General features: G+C 66.8%; 17 protein-coding genes. 11 read left to right on the top strand and 6 right to left on the bottom strand.

Annotation, left to right across the window (positions count from 1 at the left end; genetic code table 11):
- On the bottom strand, window positions 1–2,229 hold the full coding sequence (locus E3T51_RS12890; RefSeq protein ID WP_134530176.1) for a heavy metal translocating P-type ATPase: 2,229 nt from the start codon (window positions 2,227–2,229) through the stop codon (window positions 1–3).
- Window positions 2,229–2,453, bottom strand: coding sequence for a heavy-metal-associated domain-containing protein (locus tag E3T51_RS12885; RefSeq protein WP_104192528.1), 225 nt, complete (start codon window positions 2,451–2,453; stop codon window positions 2,229–2,231). The genes E3T51_RS12890 and E3T51_RS12885 overlap by 1 nt, the downstream gene beginning before the upstream one ends.
- Before the next feature lie 135 nt (window positions 2,454–2,588).
- On the opposite strand from E3T51_RS12885, the gene E3T51_RS12880 reads away from it, so the two are divergent.
- Together E3T51_RS12880 and E3T51_RS12875 are read left to right on the top strand one after the other, a co-directional pair.
- Complete coding sequence (locus E3T51_RS12880) at window positions 2,589–2,897, top strand: metal-sensitive transcriptional regulator (RefSeq protein ID WP_104192621.1); 309 nt, start codon at window positions 2,589–2,591, stop codon at window positions 2,895–2,897.
- A 93-nt stretch (window positions 2,898–2,990) separates the two neighbouring features.
- Window positions 2,991–3,677, top strand: a complete 687-nt coding sequence (locus E3T51_RS12875; protein ID WP_134530175.1) for a response regulator — start codon at window positions 2,991–2,993, stop codon at window positions 3,675–3,677.
- On the opposite strand, the gene E3T51_RS12870 is transcribed toward E3T51_RS12875, so the two are convergent.
- Together E3T51_RS12870 and E3T51_RS12865 are read right to left on the bottom strand one after the other, a co-directional pair.
- On the bottom strand, window positions 3,577–5,337 hold the full coding sequence (locus tag E3T51_RS12870) for a GAF domain-containing sensor histidine kinase (RefSeq protein WP_134530174.1): 1,761 nt from the start codon (window positions 5,335–5,337) through the stop codon (window positions 3,577–3,579). The genes E3T51_RS12875 and E3T51_RS12870 overlap by 101 nt on opposite strands.
- Before the next feature lie 61 nt (window positions 5,338–5,398).
- A complete protein-coding gene (locus E3T51_RS12865) occupies window positions 5,399–6,253 on the bottom strand; it encodes a universal stress protein (protein ID WP_134530173.1) in 855 nt (284 codons plus the stop codon).
- Between the two features lie 257 nt (window positions 6,254–6,510).
- On the opposite strand from E3T51_RS12865, the gene E3T51_RS12860 reads away from it, so the two are divergent.
- The 3 genes from E3T51_RS12860 (at window position 6,511) to E3T51_RS12850 (ending at window position 8,757) form a co-directional block, all read left to right on the top strand.
- Window positions 6,511–7,566: a zinc-dependent alcohol dehydrogenase family protein gene (locus tag E3T51_RS12860; protein WP_134530172.1), complete on the top strand. Its 1,056-nt coding sequence runs from the start codon at window positions 6,511–6,513 to the stop codon at window positions 7,564–7,566.
- A 23-nt stretch (window positions 7,567–7,589) separates the two neighbouring features.
- Window positions 7,590–7,763 carry a hypothetical protein gene (locus tag E3T51_RS16955; protein ID WP_198417869.1) on the top strand — a complete coding sequence of 58 codons (174 nt, stop codon included), beginning with the start codon at window positions 7,590–7,592 and terminating at the stop codon, window positions 7,761–7,763.
- Between the two features lie 130 nt (window positions 7,764–7,893).
- The gene (locus E3T51_RS12850; RefSeq protein ID WP_134530171.1) at window positions 7,894–8,757 is read left to right on the top strand and encodes a universal stress protein; all 864 of its coding nucleotides are present in this window, start codon (window positions 7,894–7,896) and stop codon (window positions 8,755–8,757) included.
- A 620-nt stretch (window positions 8,758–9,377) separates the two neighbouring features.
- Here the strand turns inward: E3T51_RS12850 and E3T51_RS12845 are convergent.
- Window positions 9,378–9,734: a VOC family protein gene (locus tag E3T51_RS12845; RefSeq protein WP_134530170.1), complete on the bottom strand. Its 357-nt coding sequence runs from the start codon at window positions 9,732–9,734 to the stop codon at window positions 9,378–9,380.
- 300 nt (window positions 9,735–10,034) lie between these two features.
- Here E3T51_RS12845 and E3T51_RS12840 point away from each other — a divergent pair, with 300 nt between their 5' ends.
- Window positions 10,035–10,958, top strand: coding sequence for a hypothetical protein (locus tag E3T51_RS12840; protein ID WP_241989317.1), 924 nt, complete (start codon window positions 10,035–10,037; stop codon window positions 10,956–10,958).
- Window positions 10,959–11,020: 62 nt separating this feature from the next.
- Window positions 11,021–12,277, top strand: coding sequence for a coiled-coil domain-containing protein (locus E3T51_RS17180; RefSeq protein ID WP_241989316.1), 1,257 nt, complete (start codon window positions 11,021–11,023; stop codon window positions 12,275–12,277).
- 15 nt (window positions 12,278–12,292) lie between these two features.
- On the opposite strand, the gene E3T51_RS12830 is transcribed toward E3T51_RS17180, so the two are convergent.
- A complete protein-coding gene (locus E3T51_RS12830; protein ID WP_134530169.1) occupies window positions 12,293–13,078 on the bottom strand; it encodes an NUDIX hydrolase in 786 nt (261 codons plus the stop codon).
- Window positions 13,079–13,156: 78 nt separating this feature from the next.
- Between E3T51_RS12830 and E3T51_RS17540 the strand changes: the two genes are divergently transcribed.
- From E3T51_RS17540 to E3T51_RS12810, 4 genes are all read left to right on the top strand, one after another.
- Window positions 13,157–13,315 carry a hypothetical protein gene (locus E3T51_RS17540; protein WP_420898440.1) on the top strand — a complete coding sequence of 53 codons (159 nt, stop codon included), beginning with the start codon at window positions 13,157–13,159 and terminating at the stop codon, window positions 13,313–13,315.
- A 135-nt stretch (window positions 13,316–13,450) separates the two neighbouring features.
- The gene (locus E3T51_RS12820; RefSeq protein WP_134530168.1) at window positions 13,451–14,215 is read left to right on the top strand and encodes an MBL fold metallo-hydrolase; all 765 of its coding nucleotides are present in this window, start codon (window positions 13,451–13,453) and stop codon (window positions 14,213–14,215) included.
- A gap of 564 nt (window positions 14,216–14,779) precedes the next feature.
- Window positions 14,780–15,736: a hypothetical protein gene (locus E3T51_RS12815; RefSeq protein ID WP_134530167.1), complete on the top strand. Its 957-nt coding sequence runs from the start codon at window positions 14,780–14,782 to the stop codon at window positions 15,734–15,736.
- Window positions 15,737–17,305, top strand: a complete 1,569-nt coding sequence (locus E3T51_RS12810; RefSeq protein WP_241989315.1) for an efflux RND transporter periplasmic adaptor subunit — start codon at window positions 15,737–15,739, stop codon at window positions 17,303–17,305.
- The last annotated feature ends 10 nt before the right edge of the window (window positions 17,306–17,315 follow it).

Here is a 17,315-nt window from a genome sequence, read left to right as displayed (position 1 = left end):
TCAGGCTACGGGCAGCGCCCGAAACCCGCGCAGGCGCAGGCTGTTGGTCACTACGAAGACCGACGACAAGGCCATCGCAGCGCCGGCGATCAGGGGATTGAGCAAACCGGCCATCGCGAGCGGTATCGCCGCAACGTTGTAGGCGAAGGCCCAGAACAGGTTGGCTTTGATCGTCGAGAGGGTGCGGCGCGACAAACGGATGGCGTCTGCTGCGGCCAGCAGATCGCTCCGCATCAGGGTGAGGTCGCTCGCCTCAATGGCGACGTCGGTGCCAGACCCCATCGCAATGCCGAGGTCAGCGGTGGCTAAAGCGACGGCATCGTTCACGCCGTCGCCGACCATCGCGACCACGTGCCCTTTCGCCTGCAACTCCCGAATCACCCGCGCCTTATCGGCGGGCAGCACCCCGGCGGTGACGTCGGTGATGCCGCACGCAGCCGCGACACTCTGCGCTGCGGCAGCATTGTCACCCGTTACCAGCAAGGGCGTCAGCCCGAGCGCGCGAAACCGGGCAACCGCAGCGACGCTCGTGGGCTTCAGAGTGTCGGCGACGGTGATCACACCGCGCACCTGACCGTCCCACGCCACCATGACGGCGGTCTTGCCGAGCCCCTCGGCGGTACCCATCACGGCCTGCATCGCGATCGGAACGGTTAGTCCCCACCGATCGATGAGCCACACCGGACGCCCGACCAGGATCTGCCGGCCGTCAACCGTGGCCTGCACCCCAAGCCCCTGGTCCGACAGGAACGCCGAAGACGACGGCACCGCACCCAAACGCGAACGAGCACCCGCCGTGATCGCCCGTGCAATCGGATGCTCCGACCCACTTTCCGCAGCCCCGGCCAGCCGCAGCAGCTCGTCTTCAGAACCACATTCGTACGCCTCCACGGTCGACAGCGTCATGCGCCCGGTCGTGACCGTTCCGGTCTTGTCGAGAACGATCGTGTCGACACTGCGCGTGGACTCGAGAACCTGCGGACCCTTGATCAGAATGCCCAGCTGCGCGCCGCGCCCGGTGCCCACCAGCAGGGCGGTCGGCGTGGCGAGCCCGAGCGCGCACGGGCAGGCGATGATAAGTGTCGCCACGGCCGCGGTGAATGCCATGGCCGGCCCGGCGCCGACCAGCAGCCAGCCGGCCAGCGTGGCCAGGGCGAGGCCGATCACGATCGGCACGAAGATGCCGGAAACCCGGTCGGCCAGGCGCTGCACCTCGGCCTTGCCGGTCTGCGCCCGCTCGACCAGTCGGCCGATCTGGGCCAGCTCGGTATTGGCGCCGACCTGCGTCGCCCGCACGACGAGCCTTCCGCCGGAGTTCAGCGTGGCACCGACAACGCTATCGCCGGGCCCCACCTCGAGGGGCACCGATTCGCCGGTCAGCAGGCTCGCATCGATAGCACTCGAGCCATCGACGATCACCCCGTCGGTCGCAACCTTCTCCCCCGGCCTTACGACAAACTGGTCACCAACCACAAGCAGGGCGGTGCTAATGCTGCTCTCCACGCCGTCCCTCAGCAGGGTGGTCTCCTTCGCACCGAGCTCCAACAGCGCCGTGAGGGCCGCGCCGGAGTTGCGTTTGGCCCGTGCCTCCGCATAGCGACCGGCCAGAATAAACACCGTGACAGCGGATGCGACCTCGAGATAGATCTCGTCGGCGCCACTACCAGGGGTGGCCGAGAAGGTGAAGCTCATGGTCATTCCGGCCATGCCGGCCATGCCAAAGAACAGGGCGTAGAGCGACCAGCCGAGGGCGGCGAGCACGCCGACGCTGACCAGGGTATCCATGGTTGCGGCGCCGTGGCGGGCGTTCACCCAGGCGGCGCGGTGGAACGGCCAGGCGCCCCAAATGGCGACCGGAGCCGCCAGGGTAAGGGCCAGCCACTGCCAGTTCGTGAATTGCAGCACGGGAATCATCGACAGTGCAGCAACCGGCAGGGTCAGCGCGGCCGAGACTAGCAGGCGCTGCCGCAGGGCAGACACCTCGAGGGAGCCGGCATCCTGAGTGACAACAGGGGCCGGCAGCGCGGCCGTGTAGCCGGTGGCTTCGATGGTCTTGATGGCGTCGTCGACGCTGGTCCCCTCTGGCACGAACACGCTCGCCTTCTCGGTGGCGTAGTTGACGCTGGCTTCGACCCCGGGCATCCGGTTGAGCTTCTTCTCAATGCGGGCAGCGCACGAGGTGCAGGTCATGCCCCCAACGAGCAGGTCAACCTGTTGGCCGGCGGTCATCAGGCAGCGGCTACCAACTGGTAGCCCGCCTCCTCAACGGCCGCGGCGACCAGGGTTCGGTCGAGTTCCGACGTGCTCGTCACGGTGACCTGCGAGGTGCCGCCTTTGACGAGTTCTACGGTGACGTTTTCGGCGCCCGCAAGAGCTGCGATCTCTTCGGTCACGCTCGCGACACAGTGGCCGCAGGTCATTCCGTCAACGCCGTACGCGGTCGTTATGCTCATGGTCGTTCCTCACTGTCTTGTATCCTCGGATGGGTACTCATTCGAGCATACCCCTTGGGGGTACCGTTTTCCCCACTATACCCCGAGGGGGTACACTTGGGTATGGGGTTCACGAGCAACGCAGAGGACAGTGTTATGAGCGATTCCGAGACCCACGACGGCCCGCACGGCTACATCTCGAACAAGGACGCCTATCTCAAGCGACTTCGCCGCATCGAGGGCCAGGCTCGCGGCCTGCAGGGCATGGTCACCGACGACAAATACTGCATCGACATTCTGACCCAGATTTCCGCCATGACGAGTGCTCTTGAATCGGTCGCTCTCGGCCTGCTCGATGATCACCTCAACCACTGTGTCCTGCACGCGGCCATGGCCGGTGGCACCGAAGCCGAGGCCAAGCTGAAGGAGGCCTCGGCGGCCATTGCGCGGCTGGTGCGTTCGTAAAGGACCGGACCTTTGGCCCTAGTCGCCGGGCCCAGCCGCACGCAACACTGATAAGACGTATCGAGCCAGCGTGCCCGTGCGGGAAGGACCACCATGAACCTGCCGCACAGCGCGCCGCGACCGACCATCGAGACAGCGCCCGCCGTTCCCATCCGCGTTTTCATTCTCGACGACCACGAGTTGGTGCGGCGCGGCCTGCGTGAACTGCTCGAGGGTGAAGGTTTCGACGTCGTCGCCGACTCCGGCCTGGCCGCGGAAGCCACCGTCCTGATTCCGAAGTTACGCCCCGACGTGGCCATTCTCGACGCCCGCCTGCCCGACGGCACCGGCATCGAAGTCTGTCGCGACGTGCGCTCGGTCAATCCGGCCTTGCAGTGCCTCATTCTCACGAGCTACGACGACGAGCAGGCGTTGCGCGGCGCGGTGTTGGCGGGCGCGGCCGGCTACGTGCTGAAAGAGATCCGCAGCACCGACCTGCTCGGCAAGATCCGCCGCGCTGCCGCCGGTGAATCCCTGTTCGACCCCGCGGTCAAGGCGGGCATCATCGCGGGCCTGGCCGATCCACAAAACGTGCGCCTCGCCTCCCTCACCGCGCAGGAGCGCAAGGTGCTCGACCTGATCGGCGAGGGCCTGACCAACCGTGAGATCGGGCAAACCATGTTTCTGGCCGAAAAGACCGTCAAGAACTACGTGTCTTCGATGCTGGCGAAACTGGATTTTCAGCGCCGAACCCAGGCTGCCGTGTACGTTGCGAAACGTGGAGACGAACACCAACGGTAACCTCCGGAACCGGTGCGGACCAGCGCAGCCGCGTTCCCTCGCCCACAACGCTGCGCACCGAGAATTTTCCGCCGAGGAGCATCGCCCGCTCTTTGAGGTTGTCCAGGCCGCTGCGCCGGTTGAGTTTACTGAAACCGCAGCCGTTATCGGCGATGACCAACTTGATCCGATCATTCTGAGCGTCAACCGAAATGTCGATTGTGCTCGCCTCTGAATGCCGCGCCGCGTTGCTGAGCCCCTCCGAGATCACGGCCAGCAGGCTGCTGCTGAGATCATCGGCGAGCGGCGCATCGATCGGCCCAGACAAGCGGATGCGCGGCGCGAACGGCAGGCTCGCCGCCCCCTCTTTAATCACGGCCAGAATGCGACTGCTCAGCGTGCCGGTGTCTTGCGCCATTCCGCGCAGCGAATAAATCGTGTCGCGCAGCTCCCGAATGGTGTCATCGAGCTCGTTTGTGACCGCGTTGATGCGATCCAGCGCGATCGGATCATTGGTGAACCGCCGTAGACTCTGCATGCTGAGACCCGCGGCAAATAGCCGCTGAATGACCAGGTCGTGCAGGTCACGGGCAATACGGTCACGGTCACCGAGCACGGCCTGCTCTTCGCGCATACGATGCACCGAGGCCAGTTCAAGGGCGAGTGACATCTGGGTACCGAAGACCGCGCTCATTTCCACATCGGTGAGGCTGTATTCAGCGGATGCCGGTGCTCGCGACAGCAGAATCACACCCTGCCCCTCCCCAGCTGGGCCCAGGGCAGCAATGAGCGTGGACCCCAGGCGCGACCACGCGGCGGCCGAGCCGACTGCGGCATCCGCACCCTGCAGGGGCGGCTTGACGAGCGTGGCGGAGTGGCCGGTGGCCTGCAACTCGCTGAGCACGCCGGCCTGCAGCAACACGGTCGTTCCGACCAATGCTGACGCGGCAGCACCGGTCGCCGCCGTGCCGGCTGCTGCGGCGCAGTACAGGCTGTCGTCGGTGGGAAACCCGATCACGGCCAGGTCGGCGCCGGACGCCACGAGTGCTCGCTGAACGACAAGGTCGAGGCCGTTGCCCTCGCCGTCAACGGGGCGCAGCAGGTCGCGACCCATCGCAGCGACCGCCTCAAGCCAACGGGAGCGGGCGCGGGACTCATCGTAGAGACGCGCGTTCTCGATCGTGACGCCGGCGGCCGCGGCGAGCGCGACGGCGAGTTCCTGGTCTTCGTCCGTGAAGTCGCCGCCACCCTCCTTCTCGGTGAGATACAGGTTGCCGAAGACAGTGTCGCGCACCCGCACCGGAACGCCGAGGAACGATTTCATCGGCGGGTGATGGGCAGGAAAGCCGAAGGAGTCGGGGTGGTCGTGCAGGTCATGCAGACGAATGGGGTGCGGTTCCCGGATGAGCAACCCGAGCACGCCGTGCCCGACCGGAAGCGCCCCGATCTGCCGAACGGTCTCCTCGTCGAAGCCGACGGTGACGAAGTGACTGAGGGCCTGACCAGTGCCGATCACGCCCAGGGCACCGTACCGCGCCTGCACGAGTTCGCAGGCCGCGGTGATGACGCGTTCCAGCACGGCCTCCAGGCTGAGGTCTTCGGCCACTGAAACGACAGCGTCGAGCAGACCGCGCATGCGGTCCTGGGTGCGGGCGAGTTCGGCGGCGGTCTGATCCGTCATCGTTTCCCCGCCCTCATGCCATCTGGTGCTCTAACCTTGGCACGACTTCGTAGCGGCAGAGCTACTTATGGGTGGTTCTGGTGACAATCGTCGGGCACGGGATGTGCAGCAGCACCTCGTGGCTGACCGACCCCATCAGCAGGCGCTGCAGCGAGCCCCGGCCCCGGCTTCCCACGACGAGCAACTGGGCCTTTTTCGCGGCCGCAACGAGTGCCCTGGCCGGCGACTCGTCGGTCTCGAGAACCTGATGCACCACCAGGTCGGGGTATTGAGTTGTCAGACCCGCCACGGACTCGGCGAGCACCACACGTTCCTCTTCCATGCGCTCGGTCACGGCGTCGGCTGGAATGCTGCGCAATACCCGCCGATTCGGCAGGTGCACGGCGTAGAGGGCATAAAGTTCCTGACCGGTGCGGTCGGCCTCGGCGGCGGCGAACGCCACGGCGACGACCGAGTCCGCGGAGCCGTCGACGCCGACGTAGACGCCGCTTCGCTCGGTTTCGGGCAGCGAGGGGATGACGGCGACCGGGCAGGTTGACAGCGCCGCGACCTGCAGGCTCACACTCCCGAACAGTTCCCCCTCAACCCGGCCCTTTTGATCGGTGCCGACGACGATGAGGGCCGCGTCTTTCGACAGCTCGCTGAGCACGCGCGGCGCACTCCCCGTGCGCAACTCGGTCTGGGTGGTGACCGCGGGCGCGAGGGCCTCGGCGCGGGCGCCGGCCTTGGCGAGCAGCTTCTTCTCGGCGTCGAGAATGCTGTCGTAGTAGCCGTATCCGTCGGCCAGCCAGGTTTCATACACGGTGTGCATGAGCGTCACCGGACTTTTGACACTGTCGGCCCGGGCCATGGCCCACGCGAGGGCGGTCTCGCCGGCGGCCGAATCATCGATGCCAACCACAATCATCCGGTTCATTGCTCTACCTCGTTCTTGATCGCAGGTCGCAACGGTGGAGTCCTCCGCCACGAAGGAGGAGCTGATGCCCCATCGCCTCACGCCTATTCTGTCAGCCGCCCGTGCCAACACGTAGGGCCGGAAGTCCCGATTAGGTGACTAATCTGCGACCCCGTCTGGGCGGGACTTTCGGCCCTAGTCGGCGGCCACCGCTCGGTCGTACCGTAGCCCTGACAGGTTTTTTGCCCGCCCATAATCTAAGAATCAAGGAGAAACCCGTGAAGGCACTCGTTTATGGTGGCCCCGGCCAGAAGAGCTGGACCGACGTTCCCGACCCGACATTGCACAGCCCGACCGACGCCATCGTGCGCGTGGACACGACGACGATCTGCGGCACCGACCTGCACATTCTCAAGGGTGACGTACCCGCTGTGACCGTCGGGCGCATCCTCGGCCATGAGGGCGTTGGCACCATCACTGAGGTCGGTTCAGCGGTCAGCAACCTGAAAGTCGGCGATCGCGTCATCATCTCCTGCATCAAGAGCTGCGGACACTGCAGTAATTGCAGCAACGGCCTCTACTCGCACTGCCTCGGCGACGAGGGTGCCTCCGGCATCGGCTGGGTCTTCGGCCACCTGATCGACGGCACCCAGGCCGAGTTCGTGCGCGTGCCCTACGCCGACAACTCCCTGCACAAGCTTCCGGAGGGCGTCAGCGATGACCAGGGCGTCATGCTCAGCGACATTCTGCCGACCGGTTTTGAAATCGGCGTGCAGTACGGCCAGGTCAAGCCCGGCGATGTCGTCGCCGTCATCGGCGCAGGCCCGGTCGGCTTGGCCGCCATTGCCACCGCCGGCCTGTACGGCGCAGCCAGCATCATCGCGATCGACCTTGACGAGAACCGTCTCGAGCGCGCGCGCGACTTCGGCGCGACCGACACCGTCGTCTCCGGGGCCGCCGATTGGAAAGAACAGGTTCTGGCCCTGACCGACGGCGCCGGCGTCGACGTCGCTATTGAGGCCGTCGGCATTCCGGCGACCTTCACCATGGCCACCGAGATCGTGCGCCCGGGCGGCAACATCGCCAACGTCGGCGTGCACGGCCAGCCGGTCGACCTACACCTCGAAAACCTCTGGATTCAGAACATCAACATCAGCATGGGGCTGGTCAATGCCAACACCACGAAGATGCTGCTCAAGCTCGTCGCGAGCAAGAAGCTGCAGGCCGAAAAACTAGCCACGCACCACTTCACCTTCGACCAGTTCCTCGAGGCCTACGACACCTTCAGCCGTGCCGCCGAAACAAAAGCACTCAAGGTTGTCATTACCCGCTAACAACGTTTTCCCTGAAGGTTTTCATGCGCGCCCTGATCGTCTACGAATCGATGTACGGCAACACCCGTCTCGTCGCGGAAGCGATCGGGCGTGGACTGGCCCCGGCCGAGGTGACCCTGGTACCGGGCGAGGTTCGCCGCGCCGAGGCGTGGGGCGCCATGCTGCGGGTGCGCACGCAGGCTGCGGCATCCGTTTGAATCATCGGGCGGGACGTGACTTAAGGCCCTACTCGGCGGTGCTGGCGATGGCTAACGTGAAGAACACTCGCTGGTGACCCTCACACGACATTCCCGCTCGTGGCCCACCACCGGAGAAGGGATTGAGCTCATGACCAACACGCTCACACGGAACCAGACGGTGGTCGCCTGGGATGGGTCGAACCCCGCTCGGGCAGCCTTGGATTGGTCACTCGCCCGCTGCAACGAGGGCGAGCTCACCCTGGTGCGCATCCTTGACCGCACGGTGTCGTCGGCGGACTACTTCACCGAGGAGTCCACCAACGTGCGCGCCCGCGAGGCGCTCAAGGACGACGCCGATCGGGTGAGCGCGCAATACCCCAATCTCACCGTGCACGCCGACCTGCGTTCCGGGGACCCGATCACCGAACTGCGCGCGTTGAGCGGATGCGACACCATCGTTGTGGTCGGAACGCACCGTCGCCGCGGCTCGACCCTGCGCTACGAATGGTCGATGGGCGCCCGACTGGCCGGTTCGGCTCGGGGACCGATCGCGATTATCCCGGAGAGCGACAGCAAACACCACGCGGGGGTCGTGGTCGGCGTCGACGGATCTGCGGCCTCGAACGCCGCCGTGGACTTCGCCGCAACGGAGGCCGACCGCACCGGCCAGGAACTTCACGCCATCCACGCGTGGCAGGAGCCGCTCGTCTGGCGCGATACGACCGAACCCGACGCTCGGTTGCTGCAGACGCTGGAAAACTCCCACCGGCGCATCCTCGATGAATCACTACTCACCGTGGCCCGCCGTTATCCGGACCTCTCGATTCGGGCCTCGCTGGTGCGCGGTGCCCCGCAATCGGCGCTGCTCGACGCAGCCCGGGGGGCCGCGCTGCTCGTCGTTGGCGACCACGGGCAGAAGGGCATCTCGAAACTGCTGCTCGGTTCGGTGAGTCACTCGATCGTGCTGAACATCCAGTCACCCATGGTGGTTATCCCCGCCCCGACCACCTGACCGGTCGCCGCGCGCGAAACCCCGCGCACATCCTGCAGGTCACTGCGTGTCCCCCGAAGTGGCTGGTGAGTTCGCGGCAAGCGTTAGGGAAGCGGGCATCCCGAGGAACGCGTGCCAGCTTCCCCAACGGGTGCCGCGACGCGCCCCCCGCTGTTGTTGCGCGGCTGCGCGGGAGGTACGCCGGTGCGCGGGTCCGCGGGAGGTACGCCGGTGCGCGGGTGTTGCGCGGCTGCGCGGGAGGTACGCCGGTGCGCGGGTGTTGCGCCGGTACGCGGGAGGTGCGCCGGTGCGCGGGAACTGCGGCAGCGGGCATCCATCGGGTCGCGTCGCGCTGCGCGGGTGGTGGTCCGTTGTGCGGGAGGTACGGCCTAGGGGCCACTCCTGCCGAGGCCGCTGCGCGGGTGTTGCGCCAGTAAGCGGGAGCTACGGCCTGGTCGAAACACCGGCGTGACACGACCCGCTGGACCTGCGCCAGTGCGCGGCAGTTGCGCCTCCCGCGCAGCGGCGCAAGTCCCGCGCGAGGCGGAAACGCCCTGTGGATGGGGCGTAGACATCTCGGGGCACCCGCGCGAGGCGAAGCATTAGCCGTTCAGGCTAGCCGTAACCGCTGGACTTTGCCGCTAATACACGACCCGAAAGTCACCGATGAAGGTGATCCTGTTGCCCTCCGGGTCGACGATGGTAGAGAGCTGAACGCCCTTGTTCACCTGCACGATCTCGCCCGGGTACAACCCGCGATCGTTCAATTCGGCGAGGTGCGCCGGCAGGTCATCGACGGCGAAATTCAGCAGACCGGTGCCGGCGCGGGTCTCATCGTGCGTGAGCTGCAGCCATCCGTTCTCGGTCACCTGCCATTCCACGAGCAGGCCGGCCATTGGAGCGTTGTCGGCTGGGCGCCCGAGAAGTCGTTCGTACCAGCGGTGTGCAGCATCAAAATCGGTCACCGGCACGACGGCGAGCAGATGATTGATGATCACGGGGCCTCCTCGGTTCATGCCAGGTGTCGCCACCGTACCCCGACGATCGTGAATGGTCCAGATCGCGTCGCCGGAGTCGGCCGGAGCGGCCAGATAAGCTCGCGGCACTCGTTGAAGATGGCGGCACTCCTAGGAAGGAGTGCCCGGTTCTCGTAGAGGTGCCGCGAGGGTCGGGTGCCCACCTCTCGGCGCAGTGCCACGTCGACCGAGTGCCCCGTTCCTGCGGAGGTGCCCCATGAGCCAGCGGCCGGTCCCGCGGCGAGGTGCCACGAGCCGGCCCCGCCCGGTTAGGGTTTTGGTATGAGCCTTTTCGCGCAGACCCGTCGTTCCCTGCGCAGTCTGGCCACCGGAGCGGCCCTCATCGGACTTGCGGCGACGCTCATCGCCCTCCCGGCCACGGCCGCCGTAGCCGCCGCACCGTTGTCGGCAGCCGCGACCGACCCGGCACCGATCGACCCGGCGACCTTCAACCCCGGTCTCATCATCAGCGATTTCAACTTCTTCAACCCGGATGCCCTGACCGAGAGCGGTATCCAGGATTTTCTCGAACAACGCTCCTGCCGGCCGAGCGACGGAGTGCCCTGCCTTTGGGAGTTCCGCGAAACGACGACCAGCCAGCCGGCCAAGGGTGACGGGCACTGCCTGCCCTACACCGGCGCGGAGAAGGAAACGGCCGCCCGGATCATCGCGAAGATCGCGGCAGCCTGCACGATCAGCCCCGAGGTCTTGCTGGTGTTGCTGCAGAAGGAACAGTCCCTGCTAACCCGACCGAGCGCATCCGGTTATCTACGCGCCACCGGCTACGGCTGTCCGGACACCGCGGACTGCGACGCCCAGTATTTCGGTTTCTTCAACCAGGTCTACAACGCGGCCTGGCAGTTTCGGCAGTACACCCAGGAGCCCGACCGGGCATTCAAAATAGGCAAGGTTGACGTGGGCTTCAACCCCGACGCCGAATGCGGGGCCTCCGCCGTCGCCATCAAGAACCAGGGCACCGCCAACCTGTACAACTACACGCCCTACCAGCCCAATGCGGTTGCCGTCGCAAATGCCGGCGACGAGGGCGACGGATGCTCGACCTACGGCAACCTCAATTTCTGGCTGTTCTACAACGACTGGTTCGGGGATTCGACCCTCGAACCGTTCTCCGTGATGTTCGACGACTGCCTCAGCTATGTCGGCGGCCAGGGCTGCCGCGCTCCGACGCTCCTTCCCACACCGTGAGTCCGGTCGCCGCTGAACGCGGTTTGGGTGCGTGGGGTGCGAGCATGGGGCAACTGGCGCGAGTGACTTGCATCGCTGTTGTCCTCGCAGCGACCGTTGTAGCAGCGCCCGTCATCGCTGCGTCCTCGGCGTCGGCAGCCAACGATTACCCCACCTGGGCCGAGGTCGACGCCGCCCGATCGAGCGCGGCCGCCACTGCAGCCGAGGTGCACCGGATCGAGTCGGTGCTCGATGGCTTGCAGTCGCGCGCGGCCGAGCTCGGAGACACGGCTGTGACCGAGACCGCGCTCGCCGCCGGGGCTCAGGCCGAGCTCACCAAGGCGACCGCCCAGCAAACTGTACTGACTACGCAAGCGGATGCGGCATCCGCTCGGGCAGACGCAAGCGGTGAGCGCCTAGGTGTGCTCGGCGCCCAGCTCTACCGCGCCGGCGGCAACAGCCTCGCGGTGGGCGCCCTCTTCGATGGCGGGGAGGCCGACGAGCTGCTGTTTCAGCTCGGTGCCATGTCCCGGCTCACGGAACAGGCCGGACTCATCACCGAGCAGGCCGATGCCGAGCGCAACGCGGCCGAAACCCTCACCGCCCAGGCCGAGATGAAGGCGCGCGAGCGCGACCGTCTGCACGACGAGGCTCGGTCGGCTCTAGCGTCCACCGAGACAGCACAGCAGGCAGCGGACGCCGAAGTTGCCCTGAAACAGGCCGCCGGCGATGTGCTCTATGCCCAGCTGGCCTTCCTGAAGAACACGTCCGCCGAGGTAGAACGGCAGCACCACAGCGGCGTGATGGCGCAGCGCGATTACGAGGCGCAGCAGCGGCAGGCAGCGGAGAACGCCGCAGCCGGAGATGCGGCCGCACAACCGAGCGTCCCAAGTGTTCCCAACCTTCCCAGCGTTCCCAACCTTCCAAGCGTTCCAAGCGTTCCAACCGTTCCAAGCGTTCCAAGCGTTCCAACCGTTCCAACCGTTCCGACCGTTCCAACCGTTCCGAGCGTTCCCCCGAGCGGCGGCACGGTCGACCGCCCCGGCGCCCAGCGCATTGCAGCGGCCCAGGTGGCAGCCAGGGGCTGGGACGACGCCGAGCTGACCTGCCTGGTCTCCCTGTGGCAGCGCGAGTCTGGCTGGCGAGTGAACGCCTACAACGCCAGCAGCGGCGCGTATGGAATTCCGCAATCACTGCCCGGAAGCAAGATGGCGTCAGCTGGCGACGACTGGCAGACCAATCCGGCTACCCAGATCAGCTGGGGACTCGGCTACATCGCCTCCCGTTACGGCACCCCCTGTGCGGCCTGGGCGCACTCGGAGAGCCACAACTGGTACTAAACCGCGGGTAAAAGCTCACGCCCGAACGCTGAACACCCAGGGCACCTGGCCGATCTCGAGGCGGTGCCGACCGCCTGCCTGCTCGGCGAGGGCGTCATCGGCGTGGGCGACATCCCCCGCCCAGAACAGCGCCGGCCCCCGCTCGCTCGTACCGAGCCTGGTTTCGTAGTGTGCCAGAGGGCGGTGCCCCACACTCGCCACGATGTCGGCCACGGCCCCAAATCCCTGCAGACCGTGCAGAGTCACCCAGGTCGGAGCTACGAGAATCATCAAAGCGGATGCGTGCCGCTCCAGCGCCGTCTCCGGCCGCAGCCAGGCGTAGTCAATGACCTCATCCTCGGCGAGCACGATGGTGCCGGGCGGTGCCGTCGCGACGTAGAACCAGGTGCGCAAACGCTTCGGGGCGCTGCGCGGCGGCACCCACACCGCCGTCGCGATAAGCGCCTCGGGCCTGACCACGAGCCCGGTCTCTTCCCGCACCTCGCGCACGGCAGCCCGACGGGCGGCGAGCTGTTCGACAACCTCCGCCGCGGGGCCAGGCCCGCCAGGCAGCCCCGCCGAGCCGCGGCCGGCCGCCTGCTCACCCGCGCTGGCGGGGCCAGCCGGCGCCGCGGCATCCGCTGCCCGCTTGTCGCCCGGGTCGACGCCGCCGCCGGGAAACACCCACGCGCCGGCGAAAGACCCACGATGACGGGGGCGTTCGAGCAGCAGCACTTCAGGCCCGGAGGCACCGTCACGCAGCAAGACCACGGTCGCCGCAACCCCTAGTAGTGGTTGCGCTGCCTCGGTAACTCGCGTCATCGCTGGTCCTTCGGGTGTCGGGTCGTGCCGTCTCGTCCACACTAACGCCGGGTATCGCTCGGCCTGCTCGTCGCCGCCGTGCCCAAGGCGATCGACCTGCTCGTCGCCGCCGTGCCCAAGGCGCTCGACCTGCGTGGAACGATCGCTGACGTGCGCGACCACCCGGCGACCATCAAGCTCGTTCAGGACGGCGGGGTCAAACCGGCGCCGTTCATCACCGGCCGTATCGCTCGATGACCTGATTACCGTGGGCTTCGACGCCCTGATCAACCACAACGAGACCGCGGTCACGATCATCGTTCACCCCTAACCCGCGCAAACCGGCGGCACCCTCGCTCGGGGCGCCGCCCATCGCGGCAGTAGGCTGCCTTCATGCCCGCCATCCTGCGCACGAGCCCGCTCACCCGCAGCCTGCTCGCGCCAAATGCCGGTCCGATGACGCTCGACGGTACCAACAGCTACCTCATCGGGGCGCCCGACGCACCAGCGTTGGTCGTCGTCGACCCGGGGCCGCTCGACGAGGGCCACCTTGTTACGCTCGCTGCTGCCGGCCGGGTCGAGCTCGTGCTGATCACACACCGACACGCCGATCACACGGCGGCGAGCGTTCAATTCGCGGAGCTCACCGGGGCCCCGGTGCGGGCCTTCGATCCGGCCTTTTGCGTGAATGGCGACCCACTCACCGACGGGGAGCTGATTGCGGCCGCCGGCACCAGCGTCCGGGTATTAGCTACCCCCGGGCACACTGACGACTCGATCTGCCTGCACCTGCCCGGCGACGGCGCCACCGGCTCTGTACTGACCGGCGACACCATTCTCGGCCGCGGAACGTCGATCATCGACGGCGCCCTCGCCGACTATCTAACTTCGCTCGAGGCCCTGCGCGCGCGCGGGCCGGCCATCGTGCTGCCCGCGCACGGCCCGGTGCTGCCCGACCTCGCGGCCATCTGTTCCGCCTACCTCGCGCACCGCCACGAGCGTCTCGACCAGGTGCGCGCCGCGCTCGACACCCTCGGTTCGGCGGCGACCGTGGCGCAGGTCACCGACGTGGTCTACGCGCAAACGGATGCCGCGGTGCGGTTCGCCGCGGAAGCATCCGTTCGCGCGCAGCTGGCCTACCTGCGCGACCCGCTCTAACCGAGCTCGCGAGCTTGCGTGCCGGGCTTCTCTTCCTCCGGGGCGCGGGCCGCCAGAGCCCGGGCCGCCAGGGCCCGAGCTGTCAGGGCCCGGGCCCTGACAGCGGCTGTGTCTGCTGCAGCGCTGAACCGGGCATTTCTGATCCCCGAGCTGGCGGTTCGGGCAACCTTATTGCTCTGTTTGGGGTTTTGGGCCATGGTGCATTTTCCAATCACGTGAAACTGGGGAGACTCCTTGTTAAACCCTATCCGTGCCTCATCCCCCATAACTCCTGCAATCTGCCTTGACGGTATTCAACTCTCCCGTCATCACGCGGATCTGATGATCAAGGTTGAGAAATTGCAGGAGTTATGCCCGCGACCTTGAGGCTTTCCCAGCAGCCTCCCGCTCAAGCACGGGCAGACCCGACAAGTTGCAGGCAAAACAGACCAAGCAGTATTGTTCATGTAGCGCTGCAACGGGGCGTCCACCCCCATCCGTTCTCGCGGTGCGCTAGCGTATGGGGAGATCGGGGGCGGCGATCGGTTCGTGGCGCAGCCCAGACAATGCTAAAAGGGGAACTTCATGCGCCATCGCTCACTGCTCACTGCCATCGCCGCCGCCGCCCTCTTATCGCTGACGCTCGCGGGGTGCAGCGGCGAGAAGGCCGCCGAGAAGCTCGACCCGGCCGAGGGCCCATTGCAGAAGTACATGTCGGGGATCTACGAGGGCTACGACGAAGACTCGGCGATCGCGCAGCAGAACGACCAGGAGGAACTCGTGGCCACCTGCATGTCCGACGAAGGCTTCGACTACACGCCCGTCGACGCCTCGCAGTACAGCGGCATGATGAGCGATGACGGTGAAGATTACGGCACCGAGAAGTGGGTGGCCGAGAACGGCTACGGAATGAGCCAGTCCCCGGAGCAGATCGCCGAGCAGGAGGCGCAGAGCGCGGAAATCGTCGACCCGAACCAGGACTACCTGGCGTCACTCTCCGAGAGCGAGCAAGCCGCCTACAACGAAGCACTTTACGGTCCGCAGCCCACTGAGGAGGAGCTTGCCGACGGTTCCTACACTGACAGCTACGAAACCAAGGGCTGCTACGGCGCGGCCCTTCAGGAAATCAACGGCGACCAGCCGTCGCAGGAAGAACACGCCGCGCTGTACGAAGCCATGAGCGCCCTGTACGAAGACCTGCAGGCCTCCCCCGCGATCGTGAAGCTAGACGCCGAATGGGCGGCCTGCATGGCCGACGACGGATACGCGACCTTCGCGAAGAAGGCAGACGCCCAGGAGTCGGTCATGAACGAGCAAAACGCGCTTTACGAAGACCAGACGGGCGCTGCCCCCGACGAAACGATCCTCGCCGACCTCCGCGAGAAGGAACTCGCACTGGCCATGGCCGACTACACCTGCGCCGAAGATGTTGACTACACCGAAGCAACGACCAAGGTGCAGTTCGAGCTCGAAGAGCAGTTCATCACCGACCACAAGTCCGAGCTCGACGCGCTCATCGCGGACTCCGAGCAAGGCAAGTAGGTGTCGCGCCTGTTCGGGCGACGAAAGAGCGAGCCCGACGCAACCGAGGTGATCGACCTCGACGCTGTCGCCCCGCCCACCCGCTCACGCAGTCAAGGCTGGCGTCGCGTGTTCGCCGGCAACCGCGTGATCTGGGTCATGGCCACGGTCGCCATCATCGCGCTCGTGGCCGGTCTCGGGCTTGGCCAGCTGATCGTCTCACCCGGGCAGGCTGCAGCGGATGCCGACGCTCCCGCAGGCGGACTCATCACGGTCCCCATCGAAAACCGGCAACTGGCTAATGACGTCACCATGCGCGGCGACGCCACCTACGCCGACTCGGTGGAGGTCAGCATTGAAACCGGCGAACTCGCCGGGGCTCCCATCGTCACCGGGCAGGTGCCCGAGGTCGCCGCCATCTTCGACACGGCCTCGATCGCGCTCGAAGTCACCGGCCGCCCGGTAATCGTGTTGCCCGGCGACCTGCCGGTCTACCGCACCCTTCGCGTCGGCGTCTCCGGCCCCGACGTGCTGCAGTTCAAGCAGGGCTTGAACGCGGCCGGAATCGATGCCGGCGCGCTCGACTCCGACGTGTTCGACGCGCAAACAGCGAGTGCCGTCACAGCGCTCTACGCCAAGGTCGGCTACCCGGCTCCCACCGGCGGCACCGACGTTGCGACCGCGGTGAGCGGTGCCGAAGCCGGAGTCACGAGCGCGCAGGCATCCGTCGACAGCGCCGCTGGCGCCCTCACCACCGTGCAGGGCCCCGCGTCAAACGTTGACGTGGTCGAGCAGGGCAATCTCGTGCGGAGCGCGCAGCGCGCGCTTGCCCTGGCCAGAACCGAGGGAACCCCCAACGCGATAGCGGATGCCGAGGAGTCTGTCACCCTGGCCGTCGCCCGCCAGGCCCAGGCTCTCGCGCCACGCGACGCGAGCGCTGAAAAAGCCGCCGTCACCGCGGCCAAGGCCGAACTGACCCGTGCAAACGAGACCCTGAGCGACGCCCGTGACGGCGCACTCGCGTATCTTCCGTCCGGCGAAGTGCTCTACCTGCCTGGCCTCCCCCGCCGGGTCGACGAGATCAGCGTCAAACGTGGATCGAGTATCACCGGGCCGGTCATGCGGGTCTCCGGCGCGACGCTCGTGATCTCCGGCTCGGCGACCGCGAGCGATGCAGCCCTGCTTACGGTCGGCGCCCCGGCCATACTCGCCATGCCCGACGGCGACCAGCCGGCGACGATCTCCTCGGTACTCCCCACCGAACCGGCCAGTGGCGAAGCCGCAAGCGGCCGCTTCACCGTATTGTTCGCTCCCGACTCCCTCACCGACGAGCAGATCCAGGCCGTGCAGGGCAGCAACGTGCGCGTGCGCATCCCGGTCAGTTCAACCGAGGGCGACGTACTCGCCGTTCCGCTCGCCGCGCTGACTGCGGGGCCCGGCGGCGAATCCCGCGTCGAGTTTGCTCCCGGCGGCTCCGCCGACACGGTGCTGGTCGAGGTCACGACCGGGCTCGCCGCCGAAGGCTTCGTCGAGATCACGGCCGTCGACGGCTCGCTGGGCGTCGGGGACCTCGTCGTGGTGGGCCGGTGATGGGCCGGTG

Origin of the sequence: Cryobacterium serini (genome assembly GCF_004404025.1) — a bacterium.
GTDB classification, from domain to species: Bacteria; Actinomycetota; Actinomycetes; order Actinomycetales; family Microbacteriaceae; genus Cryobacterium; species Cryobacterium serini.
Note: the sequence above shows the minus strand (reverse complement) of the source record. Positions and strands in the feature narration are given on the sequence as shown.

Excerpts from the sequence above, each read along its gene's own strand:
- E3T51_RS12865 (WP_134530173.1), bottom strand. The coding sequence starts at position 6,253 with ATGAACCGGATGATTGTGGTTGGCATCGATGATTCGGCCGCCGGCGAG.
- E3T51_RS12885 (WP_104192528.1), bottom strand. The coding sequence starts at position 2,453 with ATGAGCATAACGACCGCGTACGGCGTTGACGGAATGACCTGCGGCCAC.
- E3T51_RS16955 (WP_198417869.1), top strand. The coding sequence starts at position 7,590 with ATGCGCGCCCTGATCGTCTACGAATCGATGTACGGCAACACCCGTCTC.
- E3T51_RS12820 (WP_134530168.1), top strand. The coding sequence starts at position 13,451 with ATGCCCGCCATCCTGCGCACGAGCCCGCTCACCCGCAGCCTGCTCGCG.
- E3T51_RS12815 (WP_134530167.1), top strand. The coding sequence starts at position 14,780 with ATGCGCCATCGCTCACTGCTCACTGCCATCGCCGCCGCCGCCCTCTTA.
- E3T51_RS12890 (WP_134530176.1), bottom strand. The coding sequence starts at position 2,229 with ATGACCGCCGGCCAACAGGTTGACCTGCTCGTTGGGGGCATGACCTGC.
- E3T51_RS12840 (WP_241989317.1), top strand. The coding sequence starts at position 10,035 with ATGAGCCTTTTCGCGCAGACCCGTCGTTCCCTGCGCAGTCTGGCCACC.
- E3T51_RS12875 (WP_134530175.1), top strand. The coding sequence starts at position 2,991 with ATGAACCTGCCGCACAGCGCGCCGCGACCGACCATCGAGACAGCGCCC.
- E3T51_RS12870 (WP_134530174.1), bottom strand. The coding sequence starts at position 5,337 with ATGACGGATCAGACCGCCGCCGAACTCGCCCGCACCCAGGACCGCATG.
- E3T51_RS12850 (WP_134530171.1), top strand. The coding sequence starts at position 7,894 with ATGACCAACACGCTCACACGGAACCAGACGGTGGTCGCCTGGGATGGG.
- E3T51_RS12880 (WP_104192621.1), top strand. The coding sequence starts at position 2,589 with ATGAGCGATTCCGAGACCCACGACGGCCCGCACGGCTACATCTCGAAC.
- E3T51_RS12830 (WP_134530169.1), bottom strand. The coding sequence starts at position 13,078 with ATGACGCGAGTTACCGAGGCAGCGCAACCACTACTAGGGGTTGCGGCG.